Raw genomic sequence first — 16995 nt, 5'->3', positions numbered from 1 at the left:
AAAAGAGATGAGAAAAAAGTACACCATAATTTTGATATTCCTGACCATCGGCTGGCTTGCTTCATCAGCCGGAAAACCATTCGAGTTATCCTTTTGGGGACAACCGGGAATGACATCCATTTACAGTCGCGTTCATGGAGGAGAGAACTCCGTAGGATTCGGTGGCCACATAGGGATAGGATTTAACGGAAACCTGAATAACCGTTGGCAAATATCTTCGGGATTAGAAATATCCTTTTATAATTCATCTATCCGTTTCCCCTCCATCAAGAGCTCTTATGAAACATACTCCGATGCAATTCCTACCGGGAGCGAACAAGAAACAAATGAAATGAACAAATTCATCTATATGGCCGAATATGAAAATATGAAAGAATACAGAGAAGCGCTTTATCTGCAAATACCTGTTTTATTCCGCTATTTCATAGGAAAAGAGAAACGTTATTTTGCAGGCATCGGAGCCAAATTAGGCGTACCGCTCTCCGGCCATTACCGGACAACAGCCTCATCACGTACAACAAAAGGTTATTTCCCTCATGAAGATTGCACATATACCGACCTTCCGCGCCATGGGTTCGGCACTGTAAATGACATATCCGTAAAAAATCATTTTTCTTTGCAGGTGAATGCAGTACTCACAGCCGAAGCAGGTTTTAAATGTAATATAACTAAAAAACAATCATTATATCTATCGGCCTATATCGATTACGGGTTCACGCACTTATATAAAGGAAAAAAGGAAAATCCTTTGCTGGAATACAGAGTAGAAGACGTAAGCCACCCTATACAACATTCTTTGTCAGGAGCGCAATATCACCTTGATAACGGAATTATACAAACATCAGGAAATACGCAAACTCTCTCGGCAGGAATAAAGATTCAATGGAATATACCCTTAAAATAATAAACGGATATTGAAGTTTTCCAGGAAGTTAGCAAAAATATCAAATTAATTGCATACTTTTGTAAATTATTGCATTATGCAAGAAAATTAAGAGTTATCTTATAAGAAATTACACAATAATGAACAAAATCATTGCGAAAGAACACTTTTCCGAGAAAGTAGTCAAACTTGTCGTAGAAGCTCCGCTGATAGCAAAATCACGCAGAGCAGGACATTTTGTGATCGTTCGGGTGGGAGAAAAAGGGGAACGCATCCCTCTTACTATAGCCGAAGCGGACATTGAAAAAGGAACGATCACCTTGGTCGTACAAGCCATCGGAAAATCATCATCGAAACTTTGCGCCCTCAATCCCGGCGATCATATTACCGATGTGGTAGGTCCTCTGGGGCAAGCCACCCATGTAGAGAAATTAGGCACGGTAGTATGTTGTGGAGGAGGTGTGGGAGTAGCTCCGCTATTACCTATAGTAGAAGCTTTCAAAAAAGCCGGAAACAGAGTAATAACCGTACTGGCTGCCAGAACAAAAGAGCTGGTAATCCTGGAAGAACAGATGAAAAAATATTCCGATGAAGTAATTGTCATGACCGACGATGGTTCTTACGGCAGGAAAGGACTCGTAACACAGGGAGTAGAAGATGTCATCAACAGAGAAAAGGTAGATTTATGCGTAACTATAGGACCCGCCGTTATGATGAAATTCGTTTCACTGCTTACTCAAAAATATAATGTTCCTACCATGGCCTCTCTTAATACGATCATGGTAGACGGTACAGGCATGTGCGGAGCCTGCCGGATAACTGTAGGAGGAAAAACAAAATTTGTTTGTATTGACGGGCCTGAATTCGATGCCCATCAAGTAGATTTCGATGAAATGCTGATGAGGTTATCTTCATACAAAGGCGTTGAATAATAAAGACGGATTTAACATGAGCACCAAAGAAGAACTGGCAGCACTACGCGCCGAAACCTGGCGTGAAGCCCTGCGTAAAAGTAAAAAGAATAAAGAAAGAACAGATATTCCCCGGGTTAAGATGAACGAACTGGACCCGGAATATCGTATAACCTGCAATGAAGAAGTAAACCAAGGGCTTACACGGGAGCAAGCTGTCGTGGAAGCATCACGCTGTCTCGATTGCCCCGATCCGCTCTGCATGACCGGTTGCCCGGTAGAGATCAATATACCTAAGTTTATCAAGAACATCGAACGGGAAGAATTTCTCGAAGCCGCAAAGACCTTAAAAGAAACAAGCGCTTTACCGGCCGTATGCGGCCGCGTATGCCCGCAGGAGAAACAATGCGAATCTAAATGCTTCTACACCCAAAAGCTCAAAAAAGATGCGGTTGCCATAGGTTACCTCGAACGTTTCGCCGCCGACTATGAGCGGGAAAGCGGACAAATATCGGTTCCCGTTATCCAATCCCGAAACGGCATCAAGATCGCCGTCGTAGGTTCCGGGCCTGCCGGACTGGCATTCGCCGGAGATATGGCAAAACTGGGATATAGCGTAACCGTCTTTGAAGCATTACATGAAATAGGTGGCGTGCTGAAATACGGGATACCCGAATTTCGTCTCCCGAATTCTATCGTAGACGTAGAGATACACAATCTGGGGAAAATGGGAGTAGAGTTCATGAAAGACTGCATTATAGGAAAAACCTTATCATACGACGATCTGCATGAAATGGACTTTAAAGGAATATTCGTAGCCAGCGGAGCCGGTCTTCCCCGTTTTATGAATATACCGGGAGAAAACCTCATCGGTATTATGTCCAGTAATGAATACCTTACCCGCGTAAATCTGATGGAAGCAGCGGATCCGGACTCAGATACTCCTATCATCAAAGGAAAACGAGTTGCCATTATAGGGGGAGGAAATACGGCTATGGATTCGGTCCGTACAGCCAGACGCTTAGGAGCTGAACGGGCTATAATCGTTTACCGTCGTTCCGAAGAAGAAATGCCCGCCCGTATCGAAGAAATAAAACATGCAAAAGAAGAAGGAGTGGAATTTCTCACATTGCATAATCCCATAGAATATATCGGCGACGAAACCGGACACGTAAAACAAATGAGGCTCCAGAGAATGGAACTGGGAGAACCGGATGCTTCAGGACGCAGAAGTCCAATACCGGTACCAGGCGCAGAAGAAGTGATTGATGTAGACCAGGTAATAGTAAGCGTAGGGGTTTCTCCCAATCCGTTGGTTCCTAATTCCGTAAAAGGACTGGAAGTAAGTAAAAAAGGAACCATCGTCGTCAATGAAGATAATATGCAATCCTGTGTCGAAGATATCTTTGCCGGCGGAGATATCGTAAGAGGTGGCGCAACCGTAATTCTCGCTATGGGGGACGGGCGCAAAGCAGCAGCAGCCATGCACGAATACCTCAACAAATAACGATACTATTTTATAAAAAAGAGTTTTTCTACCGGGAAAAAACATCCCCATAATAATACAAAAAGGAGCCGATACATCATTAGTATCGAGCTCCTTTCCTATAAAAAACAATCCGAGTTTTATCCTTTATTTACATATTCTTTCATCCGGGCAATATCATCCAGATAATCTTGCAAATCTTGTTCATGGTCCTCCTCTTCCGCAAGAATATGTTTGGCTATATCGCAAGTAGTGAAGTCAAGTCCGTTTGTCATAGATGCAATCTTCTGATACCGGAGAATAGCACAACGTTCCGATGCGACATTTTGGGTCAGCAATTTTACGGAATCGAAATCCGTAGGGGGCAAATAAGCGCATTTCGCCAAATTAAACCATTCTTTCGGGTCAATTACAGGTACACCTTCCAACTCGATAATACGGTCGGCCAATAACTTGGCATGTGCGAACTCTTCCATTGCATGTTCTTCAAATTCACCTTGTACATCAGCGCGCATAGCACCTTTTACGACTAAAGCACCTACCCAGTATTGATAAAAAGCTAACCATTCTTCTGATAAAGCTACATTCAGTTCGTCAAGAACTTTGGCGACATCTATTTTACCTTTTAAAATAGAAACACTCTCTTTTGCCATAATTTTATATATTTAAAAATTAAACATTTTATGACAGTATAACATGTGGGCTTTTTATTTGTTCGAAAAACGGTTGGAAAAATAAAAGAATAAACCGCTAAATTATATACCTATACAAAGCGGCCCTGTGTCCGGTATAAACACAGGGCCGTAATTACTGCAAATATAGTTTTATTTTTTTATCATTTTCTGTACCGTAGTTCTGCCATTTACTGTAACACTTACAAAATAGACTCCGGGTAATAAAGATTCCGTATCGATAGTGCCTCCGTCTACAACCATATCTTTAACTACAGCTCCTGACATATTCATGATCGTAACACGGGCTGAATGGCAATTCTTCAGATAGATAACATCGCTGAAAGGATTAGGCATGGCAACGGTTCCTGTTCCACGCACATATTCCACACCGTCGGTCTTATCAATCATCAGCAGTTTCATATCGGCAATCATATTGAAATAATCATACTCTCCCATAGGCACATCGGGATCGATGGGTTCATAGTTACTGGTCGACCAGGTCATAATAGCAGGAGAACTGGTATAATGGAAAAGAACCCCCATATTATTAGTTTCCGCTCCCGCTTTACTCACAAGAACTACTAAATTCTTCCCCGAATAATTATACGGATTGTCTAAATTAAACGCCCAGTCATAATTCCCTGGTGGCAATGAAGATTTGCCTTCGAATACTAACTTCATATCTGATGCAAAAATATTACCTTCCGTTAGATTTTCCTTATCTGTTTCCGTTATCCAGATTTTTATATCCATCGAATTATAACTATTCGTTACGGCTACCGGGAAAGAGATTTGCCGTATTTCCCCACTGCTTATATTAATTTGAGAAGCGGGTACCATCATCTCGGACAAACTGTAATCGTCAAAAAAACAAGCCGGGAACATACCAATATTATTGATTCCTGTACCAATAATAACATTTACGGCTCCTTTGGGCTGAATAGTTATATCCATAGTTTCCGTATCGTTATTTTCCGTATTCTCGTCAGCATCGAACGATATATGAGCATGAATCTGTTTCTTCCCTTCGGTATCCGGAGTATAACGAACAGTTATTTTTTTCATCGCCATGGCAGCAATATCCGTCCCGTCCGCAGTTGCCAGCACATTATTATTTTCATCAATTAATTGTATCCGATAATCCGTACCGGCAATATCCGAAGTTCCCAAATTACTCACGGTTACTTCATAATCCGAAACGGCTTCTGCTGAAGGATAAGAAGTTCCTGCAACCGAAACGGCATACAAGTCTTTTTCTTTACGTTCCACACATTTTACATCAGCAACCCAACCAGCTTTATGTTCTATTACATCGGAATAAAAATAGAACGTAAACGCTCCGTCAGGATTAGTAGGGACCAATTTTTTCATTTGGTCGGTGACAGCCTCGCCTGTGAATTTACCAATAAGGGGAGCACTGGTTGAAATTCCGTCATATACCTCCAGATAATCACCCGATTCAACATTGAAAGAGGAGAATGAAATAAGAAGCGCGGAATTTGGAATTGCCGGCTTTAAGGTCATTTCCACACGTTCAGCATTCATATAATCATTATAAGGGCCTCCGGTATCATAAAATTTACCGTCCGATACTTCACGCACTTCGTTATTCATAATAATCATATCGGACGGAGTAATCATAACCTCGGGATAAGTGGTAGCAATCCCGTCGCCGGCTTCATTAAACGGGGTAATCGTATAAGTATATTTACCCCAGGTAGTTATTGAGGCATCGGTATATGAAGTAGCCGAAGGGTCGTCCAATACGACAGGAGTCGAAATTCCGTTACGAGTTATCTTGTATCCGCTTAATTTAGAAGAATCATAGTAACCTCCGGTTCCGCCCTCTGACGGAATACTCCAGGTAAGGAGGCCTTGTTTATTACCGGAAACGACTTTAAAATCCTTCACTGCACCCGGAATATCCAAACCCACATAAACAGTCATTTCCCGATCATCCATACCTCCTACTCCTTTACTGTTCTCACATACTATGTTATATACATATTTTCCGGCCGATACGGTTTCGTCCGTCCAATTAGCCGCTTTTCCTATTTCAGCCGTTGTAACCGGAATTTCCTGAATTGCAACGCCGTTACGGTATATAATAACTTTTGTCAACTCCGATAGTTCATTTCCCTGAGCATCTTCGGAAGGATTCGTCCAAGAAACGGTAACTTTGTTCAATCCCGTCTTATCGGCTGTAGCCGTTTTGGACTGCACACGGTCGGGAGCTCCTTTAGCTACATTAATATAAGGGATGAAAAGGCTGCTCATAGAATCACCTTTTCCAACCTTCCCCACCTGGGTAGCTTTCCCGGTAGTCAGATCCACGGTATATAAATTATAATCGCCTGCATTCTGCCAATATAATGTATGTGTATTATGGTCAAAACACATGGACTGGGTATAAGCGACATTCACCCCTAAAAAACCGACCTTTTCACAAGCGACGGTTTCCTTATTGACTTTATATAAGGTATCCTGCATACTTATCATATACAAAGTACCATCCAAATCACACGCAATAGCCATAGCGTAAGCATAAGCAGGAAAATCTCCTATTTTAGTCACTTTCCCGGTTTTAATATCTATTGTTGCCAAATTATCTCCCTGGGACAAAATTCCAAACATGGTCTGTGTCGTATAATCATAAGTCATGTCGTATAACTGGGCGGAGGCAGGAGCTATCACGCTCCGTTCGCCTGTTATCATATCAATTTCCACCAGATTTTCAGGTTTAGACTGAAAACCGCTTACCGTCGTCTGGGCATACCACCTATAATTTACATATTCCCCTGCATATATACGTCCCAACTTAGTCTGATCCGTAATGAGGACTACATCAGAAACATTTCCAGCACTAAATTTTGCAGGTCCGGCAACATAAGCCGAAGGTAACTCTCCTTGATAATTCCTGTAACCGTAAATAGTTACGTCAGTCGCAGCCCATAGGACTTGCGACACAAGGCACATAACTCCAAAAAGTAAAGATTTTTTCATAAACAACGTGATTTTGTTAAATAAATGCAATGAATATATATACAAAGATATTACTTTTTTTACACATGCTATTATTTTATTACAAAAAACACAAAAAATATTTCATTTAACAAGAAAATAAGCCAATAATATTACCAAAAATCAAAATCTAAAACACATAAGAAAAAAAGACATATAAAAAAAGCATCCTATTAATGGATGCTTTTTTTACGAAAACACAAAATAATTCTCATATCAAACTCCAAGCAACGGTAAGTCCTGCCATAACGATAGCGACCATGCTCATCAATTTAATAAGGATGTTCAAACTGGGACCGGACGTATCTTTAAACGGATCGCCTACTGTGTCGCCTACGACTGTAGCCCGGTGAACTTCTCCGCCCTTGCCGCCAAAATTGCCTTCTTCAACATATTTCTTTGCATTGTCCCAAGCTCCGCCTGCATTTGCCATAAATACAGCTAATACGAATCCGCAACTAAGACCTCCTGTCAGCAGACCAACTACACCCGGCACCCCGAATATAAGACCTGTAACCACCGGTGCTATAATCGCTAATAATGAAGGAAATACCATCTCCCGCTGTGCCCCGCGCGTAGATATAGAAACACAACGTTCATAATCCGGCTCGGCTTCACCGGTCAATATACCTTTTATTTCTTTAAACTGACGGCGTACCTCTTCAACCATATGTGCCGCGGCACGGCCTACTGCGTTCATCGTAAGTCCGCAGAAAAGGAATGCCATCATGGAACCGAGAAACATACCGGCCAGGACAGTAGGATTCATGAGCGAAATATCATAATACCTCATAAAATCGGAAAAGGTTGCTTCATGTATAACTACTGTACTGCCATCGCTGAACGTCAGAACAGTTTCTCCCAACCGGGCGAGGCCTATACGTATCTCTTCAATATAAGAAGCAAGTAATGCCAATCCCGTAAGGGCTGCAGATCCTATTGCAAAACCCTTGCCTGTCGCAGCGGTTGTATTACCCAAAGAATCCAGGGCATCGGTACGCTTACGCACTTCTTCTCCTAATCCGCTCATTTCGGCATTACCTCCGGCATTATCGGCAATAGGCCCATAAGCATCGGTAGCCAGTGTTATTCCCAACGTCGATAACATACCTACGGCAGCAATACCTATTCCATAAAGTCCCATAGATACATTCGACAGTTCGAAGCCGGCTGCTAACAAATAAGAAAGGATGATACCTGCAACAACTGAAATAACAGGAATGGCAGTAGAAATCATACCTAAACCTATACCTGAAATAATAACGGTAGCCGGTCCTGTTTTTCCGCTCTCCGACAATTTACGTGTCGGGGCATAAGACTGGGATGTATAGTATTCCGTAGAGCGACCTATAGCGACACCGACCAATAGTCCCACAACAACAGCTCCTCCTATCATAGCCCAATTTTCCAACTGTAATGCCCATAATATAACAAATGTGGCAACCACGATCAAAGCAGAACTTAAATTAGTCCCGACAGAAAGTGAATTAAGCAGGTCTTTCATAGAAGCGTTTTCTTTTGTGCGAACCGAAAAGATTCCCAATACAGATAAAATAATTCCTACGGCAGCGATAAGCATAGGAGCAATCACTGCCTTGAATTGCATATCAATATCGCCCGAACCGATGAATGCCGCTGCACCTAAAGCCGAAGTCGCCAAAATGGAGCCGCAATAAGACTCGTATAAATCGGCTCCCATACCCGCTACGTCACCTACGTTGTCACCCACATTATCGGCAATAGTTGCCGGATTACGGGGATCGTCTTCAGGTATACCGGCTTCCACTTTTCCTACCAGATCGGCACCAACATCGGCGGCTTTCGTATAAATACCACCGCCCACACGTGCGAACAGAGCTTGAGTAGAAGCTCCCATGCCGAAAGTCAACATTGTTGTTGTAATAACCGACAACTTATGTGCAGGATTCAGAACGTCCTCCGGAATAACGGCTTCAAGCAATAAATACCAGAAAGAAATATCCAGAAGCCCTAAACCTACAACGACCAATCCCATTACAGCACCACTCCGGAATGCAATGCGAAGGCCTCCGTTCAACGATGTACGGGCCGCATGGGCTGTACGAGCCGAAGCATAGGTAGCGGTTTTCATTCCCAAATAACCGGAAAGTCCCGAAAAGAAACCTCCTGTAAGGAAAGCGATGGGCACCCAATGATTTTGTAAACCGAAACCAAATGCCATAATGGAGAAAAATATAACCAATCCCAAAAACACCAGCCCTACAATCTTATACTGCTGACGCAGATAAGACATAGCACCACGGCGCACATACAGCGCGATCTTCTTCATTTGGGGTGTTCCTTCATCGGCTTTCATTAACTGCCGGTAAAAATACCAGGCAAAAAACAATGCCAACGCTGAAGAGGCCGGAACCAACCAGAATAGTAAGTTTGACATAAATATTAGATTTAAAAAATGATTATATATGAATTCTTTACAACATTCGAAATACGAAACAAATATATCGCTATTTCTTAATTGTAAATATTATTTATCATAAAAATAACTTAAAACCTAAAAGATATTTCCAAAGCACTCTTATATTATTCTAATGTCGCATACTGCCTCTTTCATGTATATTCTATTATAAATTCCGGAATATATCAGGTGCTGAAAAAGAATAAATACCCTTGAAACAAAGAGATATTTTGTTCCAAAATAAAAACCCTGTTCCAGAACTAATAAACACACAAACCTAAAATCAGATTATACACCCTCTTTTTCCTATAAAACCGATCATTTATCCCGACAAATACTACGGAAAAAAAACGTAATATTCGATTCTTCAAGAAATAAAATGTTTACCTGGCCTCATCAACAATCTAAATCCGCACACGATATTTACTCGGAGACATTCCCGCACATTTTTTGAATAAACGCGTAAAATGTGTAGGATATTTAAAGCCCAGCTGATAAGCGATTTCGCTGATCGATAATTCGGAACCGCACATTTTCTCCTTCGCGATATCAATCACTCTCAACTGAATATATTCCTGCGCCGTCTTTCCTGTTTCTCTTTTGATCAAATCCCCAAAATAATTAGAAGACAAATACAGATTATCCGCACAAAATGAAACAGAAGGTAGCCCTTGCGCCTGGGCTTTTCCTTTTTTGAAATAATCGTCCAGTAAATTTTCAAAACGCGTAAGAATATCTTTGTTCTCTTTATCCCGTGTAATAAACTGACGGTCATAAAAACGCCTACAATAATCCAGCAGCAACCTTATATTTTTTGTAACCAGACGATTCGTATGTTTATCTACCTCCCGGTTAAGTTCAGCGAAGATATTTTTCATACAATCAACAATGATTTCCCTCTCTTTTTCTGAAAGATGTAAGGCTTCATTCGCATCATAAGAAAAAAAAGAATATTCCCGGATAGTCCGCCCCAATTCTGTTCCGTAAATCAAATCAGGATGAAATACAAGAGCCCAGCCCTTAGGCTGCAACATCACACCGTTGCTTTCCGCACCGAATATTTGTCCCGGTGCAATAGCCACAATCGTTCCGTCCTGATAATCATAACTGCTCCGTCCATAACGCAATTCACCGCACTTCAATTCCTTGAGAAAAATACAATACAGTCCATAATTCTTTCTCGTAAAAGTTCTGGGCTTACATAACGAGAAGTCAATTACACTTACCAACGGATGCAGGGTTTCTACTCCCATAAATGAGTTATACTGATGCACAGTATCAATATTCCGTATTTCGCCCATAATACATTATTTTTTATATAACAAAGATAATTATTTTTTTCAGTAATCTGAACATCAACAGATTATAAACAGTAATAATGGTCACTCAATCTGTAATCCATATAATAGCTCCTCTGCATAAACCATATAATTTTGTAAAACAAAAGATCGGCTGAAAAGAATTATTCAAACATATCTGAAAATAACACTATAAATATTCTATAATCATTTATCAAATTTCATACAAACATGAAAAAGGCAGGACTAATAACAATTATATTGGCTATATCAGCCATATTTTCATTTAATATCAAAGCTCAGAATATGAATAATAAAAAAATCTTAGTTGCTTATTACTCATGGAGCGGAAACACGCGCACCATGGCCCATATGATAAAGGAAGCTGTTCAAGCCGATATATGGGAAATCATACCGGAAAAACCCTACCCGACAGATTATGAAAAATGTACTGCTCAGGCCAGCCGGGATATTAAAGCTGGTATTAAACCAACTTTAAAAGCGAAATTAACGAATGTAAAAGATTACGATGTGATCATGGTAGGGTCTCCTTGCTGGTGGAGCACTATCGCCCCTCCTGTCCTATCTTTCCTTTCATCGTACGATCTGGCAGGAAAAACAATCGTTCCGTTTATGACTCACGGCGGCAGTGGCTTCGGCCATAGTATAGCAGATATAAAAAAAGCCTGTCCTCAATCGGATATACTAAAGGGGTTGACCATATATGGAACCTCTGTACAAAATTCAGGGAACGATATCCGAAAATGGTTACGGGATCTCAATCTGGCTAAGAAATAACAAAAGACGGGACAGATGTATTATACAGAATATAAACATCAAATATTATGAAAAAAACAATCACCATATTAATCATTACATGGATAACCCTGCAGGTACAGGCTCAAAACGACAAAAACATGGATAGAATTGAACAATGCAAAAAGACTTTCACGGAATTATTCGGCGGAGAGGCATTAACGGGTCAGGGCACAGACCCGGAATTAATGGATATTCTTCAAAAATTTATTTTTGGAGAAGTATTTTATACGGGGAATCTCAGTTATAAAACGAGAGAACTGATAACTTGCGTAACCTTGGCAACAATGCAAACCTTGCCTCAACTGGAAGCACATGCATCCGCAGCTCTCCACACAGGCGTAACTCCTCTGGAATTACGAGAAGCTATCTACCAATGTGCCCCTTTTATCGGCTTTCCTAAAACACTAAACGCCATTTCAGCCATCAATAAAGTTTTTAAGAGCAAAGGGATTTCCCTTCCTTTAGAGAAACAAGGAACAGTAACAGAATCAAACCGCTACACAAAGGGACACGAAATCCAATATCCTTTGTATGGCGACGAAATCAAAAAGAATGTACGGTCATTGCCTGACAGAATGGGGATAGCCGTATCTGACTTTCTCACAGAAGTTTGTTTCGGGGATTTTTATACCCGAGGAACTTTGGATAAAAAAGACCGCGAATTGCTCACCCTCTGCATCCTGGCAACTTTGGGAACGGGAGAACAGATTAGGAGCCACGTTATCGGAAATATAAAAGCAGGGAACAATAAAGAAACGCTTTATGCTGCTATGATACAATGTCTGCCTTATATAGGTTTTCCGTACGCACTGAATGCCATATATATTATTAAAAATACAAATTGAACATTTATAAAAGAATTCGTCTTTCACCCTAATAAAATAGCCAGATGACAAAATGATTATCCGACTATTTTATTATTTATTCGGTTCTTTACTTCACATGTTGCTATTTTTATATTACTCATCCTATCTGCGGCTCCCTTTTCATATCTCGACTTTTAAATCGGTCTCTTATACATTTCCAGGAAAAAATTAAACGAGTACATCCCGCCACAACTGAACTCTATGATTATCGACAACGCCTGCGAATACACGATATATCAACTACTGACAAAGCCAACGGCCGAAAAACCAGAAATAAAATTATTTTATTTCTTTCATCTACAAAGAAGAGTTCATCATTAAAAATCAAAATAGTCCCCAGCTGGGGATTGTCATTTTTTAAATAAAATTTATTTTATAAAAATCCAATAGAATAAGTATATTATACTTTATCCGGAAAAACATATAAATAATATATTCGTTTCTTTCCTATTTAGTTCAAAACTTTTTTAATCGTTTCAGAGCGATGTGAAATATATTTTAATATATAAAAACAATAATTAGATTGCAAATTATTTCTAAATAAAAACTTTTATTTCTATTTATAAAAATAAAACACAAATATTACATCCTGATCAACAGTACATTAATATTTATTGAAGAATATTGATTTTAATTATATTTGATTTTATTATTTTTTTGAATAGCTTTATTCTATATTTATAATCTTGATATAAAGAATATACTTTTACGCATCCCATATTTACCAGTAACGAGTTATAAACCTTGTATCTAATAATTTACGCATTATGTTGAAGCACACTTCCATTTTTACGCTCCAAGAGCATCTTGACTATATCAATAATTTAGATGTATCGGTTGTGATTCCTTTTTATAAAAAAATGGAAGCATTCAAAACCGTTTTCCCCCGAAACAGAAAATATTTTGAACGGAATGGTATAGAGGTAGTCTTAGTACTCGATTGCAAAGAAGAAAAGGAAGAACTAATCGATTATATTAAAACATATCCGTTTGTTAACTGGAAAATAGTATATAACCACAAAAAACATGGCTGGCGCAATCCTTCTAAACCCATAAATGTAGGGATAAAACATGCAACGAAAAAGTACATTATGGTATGTTCTCCTGAATCGGAATTTTATACCGATGCCATTTTACAAATGCGTGAAATGCTGGAATATTATCCGGAACACTATGCCTTAGGTACGGTTTGTTTTGCGTCATTTGAAGATACTATAAATAAAGATAATATTCAGAATTATCCATTTCTTCCTTATGGTAGCATAATGGTGCAAAAAAAATATCTTGAGGCCATAGGCGGATATGATGAAACATTGAACAAATGGGGAGGAGATGACGACAACGTAAGGGCGAGATTGGAGCTATCCGGTATTGAAGAATTAATACTGCACGCTGTTAAACTGATACATCGGGAAGAAAAAATAAGAGATATCGTAAACCAAAGAAAAGATACGCCACTCGAACACATACAATATTGGCAATATCCTTCGAAGAAAAATCCAAACGAAACATGGGGAGAAGATTTTAACAGAATCATTTACGACTGGAGCGATAATAAATACGCTTTCGAATTATTGAATCATTATCTGTCAAACTCTTTTTTAAGATATAAGATCAATAAAAAGGCCCTGAAAAAGAATCTCAAAATGGTCTTACTGGTTCAGTCCTATAACGAAGCCTCACGAATCCATGCATTTTTAGATAACATTACTCCATATTTCGATGCGATCGTTTGGCTGGACGATGAAAGCACGGACAGAACATACGAACTGGCCAACCATGAAAAAATAGTCATTAAAGTTCAAAAGAAACGCACCGAGTTTAATGACCTGGAGAACAGAAATACGCTGTTGGATATAGCCTCCTTTTTAAAATGCGAATGGCTTTGTTACATAGATGTAGACCAATTGATAGACGAAAGATTCTCCAACTTTTCCGCATTCATTAATGATGAACATACAGATTCGGTCTTTATAAATCAAATTCAACTTTGGGACGATGAAAACACCTATAATTCAGAATATCCTTTTACCGCGAAAGGAATGTCGCCCAAACATCTTATGTTCAGAAATATCGGGCACAGCCAAATTGTTTCAAGAAGCGGCAAACTTCATTTTGCACCGGTTCCGTTCAGAGGAAGAGCCCTGCATGTACCTATATTAATAAAACATTACGGGAACATAACCAAAGAAATGAGACAGAAAAAATATGATTTCTACAAAATAGAAGACACCCAAAAATCACAAAGCAGTTATGAACATCTATTAAAAAAAGACCCGGAAAAAAAACGTGTCGATCAAATCACATTGAAAGATCTTATTACTGAAATCTAACCACAAAAACACAAACTTTATGAATATCCTTTTTCTAAGCGGCTCATATAAAAAAAATCATGAGATACTTATTCAATCGATTATCCGGTGCTTACAACATTCCGGTCACACTATAGATACAGAAATTCTACCAAGCAGGGAGTACGACTGCATTCTCATATTTAATAAGAAAAAGCTTAAGTTTATTAAGCAAAATCCTATATTCAGGAAAGTTCCTGTTATTTTCTCTTTTTGCATATCCGATACGCCCCACGAATATACTGTCGATCTGGGTCTTTTCGATCACACCATAATTTTTGAAGACAGCAACTCAAGCATACCATTATCTTCGTTCAATAATAAAAATTTCATGAACATGATATACTATCCTGAGGATAAAAGAAATCTGAATCCTGAAAAAGATATATCAGATAAACCGGCTATATACGTCAATATTGATAATGGATATTTCGGTGAAATGATTTTTCTCAAAATTCTACCTATACTGAACCAGCTAAACCACTATGATTTTTATTGTCAATGTAGCAAGAATTATCGTCCGCTATTAAACAAAAATATTAAGATACTCGATGATAAACACGATCCGATAAAATATATACAAAAATCCGAAATGGTCATCGGCTCCGGTTATCCGATAATAATGGCTTTACTGGAAAATAAAAAAGCGATAGTCGTAGGAGAAAAAGGATTCGGAGGGATAGTAAACCACGAAAATCTGGATCATCATTTCAGGAATTTCTTTCAGGGACGGAACGGAGGGAAATATGATGAATATATACCTTTGGATCTACTGAAAAGAAGCATTGAGGAGCCTCATATTCCCTCCCTGGCCCCAAACATTACAGCATACCTGAATGCTAATAATTTAAATTTCATCCATGATATTGAAAATATCGTGGACTCATATCGAATAATTCATGATAATCTGCGAAACATTCCTTTGACATTAAAAAAAGAATATCTCCTGATGCATCATAATAACCGATACTGGATAGTAAACCATCTGTTGGGAACATTCCACAAAAGAATTAATGAATCGGAATGCGCGATTCTATCTATGTTCAATAAAGGATGTACTCCCCAGATGATTTTAGAGCAATATCCGGAATATGAATCCGAAGTCATGGAATTCATTAATGAACTGATAGCTATGAAAATATTGGTCCGCTACTACGGCAATAAAGATATGAGGAACAAATCAAGGCATATTATCGAATAAAAGGCAGAACTTATGATCGAAAAAATTGATAAAATCAACCAGGCACTCTTGTCTGTTGTTTCTCAGAACCTACTACCTCTGGGTCTCGCCAGAGGACGAATGGGAATATGCATATATTTCTTCGAATCGGGACGGTTGAGAGATAACAAAAATCATACAAAAATTGCCGAAGAAATGCTCGATGGGATATTAAATGATATAAACCAGCAACTTCCATTGGGATTAGAAGACGGTTTGGCAGGAATCGCATATGGAATAAGATATCTAATACAAAATAAATATGTAAAAGGCGATGTTAATAAGATTCTGTCCGATATTGACAATGAAATAATTAAGAAAATATCCTATCCCGATTTTTTTGAAAGGCCGGACGCCATTGAATTAATCGGATTATTATATTATTTTTCGGTACGGGCTTCCGATATAAATAAAAATGACAAAGAAGCCCTTTACATTTATCAGGAGATAACTATCAACCTTATAAACCAAATATATCCCATAGTTACAAATACGATTGGGAATGAACCCTTATCTTTCAAGATAAATTATCACCTTCCTGTTTTCCTTTATTTGTTAAGCCAGATATATACTTTAGATTTTTATAATTATAGAATAACAAAGATAATTGATGAAATGACCCCCCGGGTCCTCTCTCAAATTCCTTATGTTCATGCCAACCGGCTATTCCTGCTTTGGGGAATGAATTCAATTAATAACTTTATAAATTCCAGGGAATGGGCCGATCACATTAATTTACTAAAGTCCCGTATTGATATGAATAAAATCTTATGGGAAGAAATGAGGAACCAAAATGTATATTTTGAAGATGGTATAACCAGTATTCTCATGATCCTACAATCATCGGGAATTATATCGTATGATTCCAAAATATTTTTAGAAAAACTAAAAAAATCCGATGTCTGGGATATGTTACAACACGACCGCTCCTATTTTTGGCAACACATGGGTCTTATCAATGGTTTTTGCGGCATAACACTGGCATATCTGAAACTTTCGGGAAATAGATAATTTATAAATAAAGCAGAGA

General features: G+C 38.9%; 12 protein-coding genes. 8 read left to right on the top strand and 4 right to left on the bottom strand.

The window, feature by feature from the left end:
• Positions 1–7: 7 nt before the first annotated feature.
• The 3 genes from OCV73_RS10410 (at position 8) to gltA (ending at position 3301) form a co-directional block, all read left to right on the top strand.
• Positions 8–904, top strand: coding sequence for an outer membrane beta-barrel protein (locus OCV73_RS10410; protein ID WP_147551954.1), 897 nt, complete (start codon positions 8–10; stop codon positions 902–904).
• A gap of 119 nt (positions 905–1023) precedes the next feature.
• Complete coding sequence (locus OCV73_RS10405; protein WP_147551952.1) at positions 1024–1815, top strand: sulfide/dihydroorotate dehydrogenase-like FAD/NAD-binding protein; 792 nt, start codon at positions 1024–1026, stop codon at positions 1813–1815.
• Positions 1816–1831: 16 nt separating this feature from the next.
• Positions 1832–3301, top strand: a complete 1470-nt coding sequence (gene gltA, locus OCV73_RS10400; RefSeq protein WP_147551950.1) for an NADPH-dependent glutamate synthase — start codon at positions 1832–1834, stop codon at positions 3299–3301.
• A 119-nt stretch (positions 3302–3420) separates the two neighbouring features.
• Here the strand turns inward: gltA and OCV73_RS10395 are convergent, their stop codons facing one another.
• The 4 genes from OCV73_RS10395 to OCV73_RS10380 form a co-directional block, all read right to left on the bottom strand.
• The gene (locus tag OCV73_RS10395) at positions 3421–3933 is read right to left on the bottom strand and encodes a ferritin-like domain-containing protein (protein WP_147551948.1); all 513 of its coding nucleotides are present in this window, start codon (positions 3931–3933) and stop codon (positions 3421–3423) included.
• A gap of 171 nt (positions 3934–4104) precedes the next feature.
• Positions 4105–6957, bottom strand: a complete 2853-nt coding sequence (locus OCV73_RS10390) for a T9SS type A sorting domain-containing protein (RefSeq protein ID WP_147551946.1) — start codon at positions 6955–6957, stop codon at positions 4105–4107.
• A gap of 229 nt (positions 6958–7186) precedes the next feature.
• The gene (locus OCV73_RS10385; protein ID WP_147551944.1) at positions 7187–9391 is read right to left on the bottom strand and encodes a sodium-translocating pyrophosphatase; all 2205 of its coding nucleotides are present in this window, start codon (positions 9389–9391) and stop codon (positions 7187–7189) included.
• A gap of 425 nt (positions 9392–9816) precedes the next feature.
• On the bottom strand, positions 9817–10713 hold the full coding sequence (locus OCV73_RS10380; protein ID WP_147551942.1) for a helix-turn-helix domain-containing protein: 897 nt from the start codon (positions 10711–10713) through the stop codon (positions 9817–9819).
• Between the two features lie 303 nt (positions 10714–11016).
• Here OCV73_RS10380 and OCV73_RS10375 point away from each other — a divergent pair, with 303 nt between their 5' ends.
• The 5 genes from OCV73_RS10375 to OCV73_RS10355 all read left to right on the top strand — a co-directional run bounded on the left by OCV73_RS10375 (position 11017) and on the right by OCV73_RS10355 (position 16976).
• Positions 11017–11508: a flavodoxin gene (locus OCV73_RS10375; RefSeq protein WP_262512947.1), complete on the top strand. Its 492-nt coding sequence runs from the start codon at positions 11017–11019 to the stop codon at positions 11506–11508.
• 47 nt (positions 11509–11555) lie between these two features.
• Positions 11556–12374: a carboxymuconolactone decarboxylase family protein gene (locus tag OCV73_RS10370; protein ID WP_147551939.1), complete on the top strand. Its 819-nt coding sequence runs from the start codon at positions 11556–11558 to the stop codon at positions 12372–12374.
• A 788-nt stretch (positions 12375–13162) separates the two neighbouring features.
• Entirely contained in the window at positions 13163–14728 is a 1566-nt protein-coding gene (locus OCV73_RS10365; RefSeq protein WP_147551937.1) for a glycosyltransferase, read from the top strand.
• Between the two features lie 19 nt (positions 14729–14747).
• On the top strand, positions 14748–15947 hold the full coding sequence (locus OCV73_RS10360; RefSeq protein WP_147551935.1) for a hypothetical protein: 1200 nt from the start codon (positions 14748–14750) through the stop codon (positions 15945–15947).
• A 12-nt stretch (positions 15948–15959) separates the two neighbouring features.
• Positions 15960–16976 (top strand): lanthionine synthetase LanC family protein, encoded by a 1017-nt coding sequence (locus tag OCV73_RS10355; protein ID WP_147551933.1) that lies wholly within the window; start codon positions 15960–15962, stop codon positions 16974–16976.
• Positions 16977–16995: the final 19 nt, after the last annotated feature.

Source organism: Barnesiella propionica, assembly GCF_025567045.1.
GTDB classification, from domain to species: Bacteria; Bacteroidota; Bacteroidia; order Bacteroidales; family Barnesiellaceae; genus Barnesiella_B; species Barnesiella_B propionica.
The sequence above is the reverse complement of the archived record's forward strand: the minus strand, read 5'-3'. Positions and strand labels throughout refer to the sequence as shown.

Bases quoted from the DNA above. Each gene is read 5' to 3' on its own strand.
- OCV73_RS10410 (WP_147551954.1), top strand. From the start codon at position 8: ATGAGAAAAAAGTACACCATAATTTTGATATTCCTGACCATCGGCTGG.
- OCV73_RS10405 (WP_147551952.1), top strand. From the start codon at position 1,024: ATGAACAAAATCATTGCGAAAGAACACTTTTCCGAGAAAGTAGTCAAA.
- gltA (WP_147551950.1), top strand. From the start codon at position 1,832: ATGAGCACCAAAGAAGAACTGGCAGCACTACGCGCCGAAACCTGGCGT.
- OCV73_RS10395 (WP_147551948.1), bottom strand. From the start codon at position 3,933: ATGGCAAAAGAGAGTGTTTCTATTTTAAAAGGTAAAATAGATGTCGCC.
- OCV73_RS10390 (WP_147551946.1), bottom strand. From the start codon at position 6,957: ATGAAAAAATCTTTACTTTTTGGAGTTATGTGCCTTGTGTCGCAAGTC.
- OCV73_RS10385 (WP_147551944.1), bottom strand. From the start codon at position 9,391: ATGTCAAACTTACTATTCTGGTTGGTTCCGGCCTCTTCAGCGTTGGCA.
- OCV73_RS10380 (WP_147551942.1), bottom strand. From the start codon at position 10,713: ATGGGCGAAATACGGAATATTGATACTGTGCATCAGTATAACTCATTT.
- OCV73_RS10375 (WP_262512947.1), top strand. From the start codon at position 11,017: ATGAATAATAAAAAAATCTTAGTTGCTTATTACTCATGGAGCGGAAAC.
- OCV73_RS10370 (WP_147551939.1), top strand. From the start codon at position 11,556: ATGAAAAAAACAATCACCATATTAATCATTACATGGATAACCCTGCAG.
- OCV73_RS10365 (WP_147551937.1), top strand. From the start codon at position 13,163: ATGTTGAAGCACACTTCCATTTTTACGCTCCAAGAGCATCTTGACTAT.
- OCV73_RS10360 (WP_147551935.1), top strand. From the start codon at position 14,748: ATGAATATCCTTTTTCTAAGCGGCTCATATAAAAAAAATCATGAGATA.
- OCV73_RS10355 (WP_147551933.1), top strand. From the start codon at position 15,960: ATGATCGAAAAAATTGATAAAATCAACCAGGCACTCTTGTCTGTTGTT.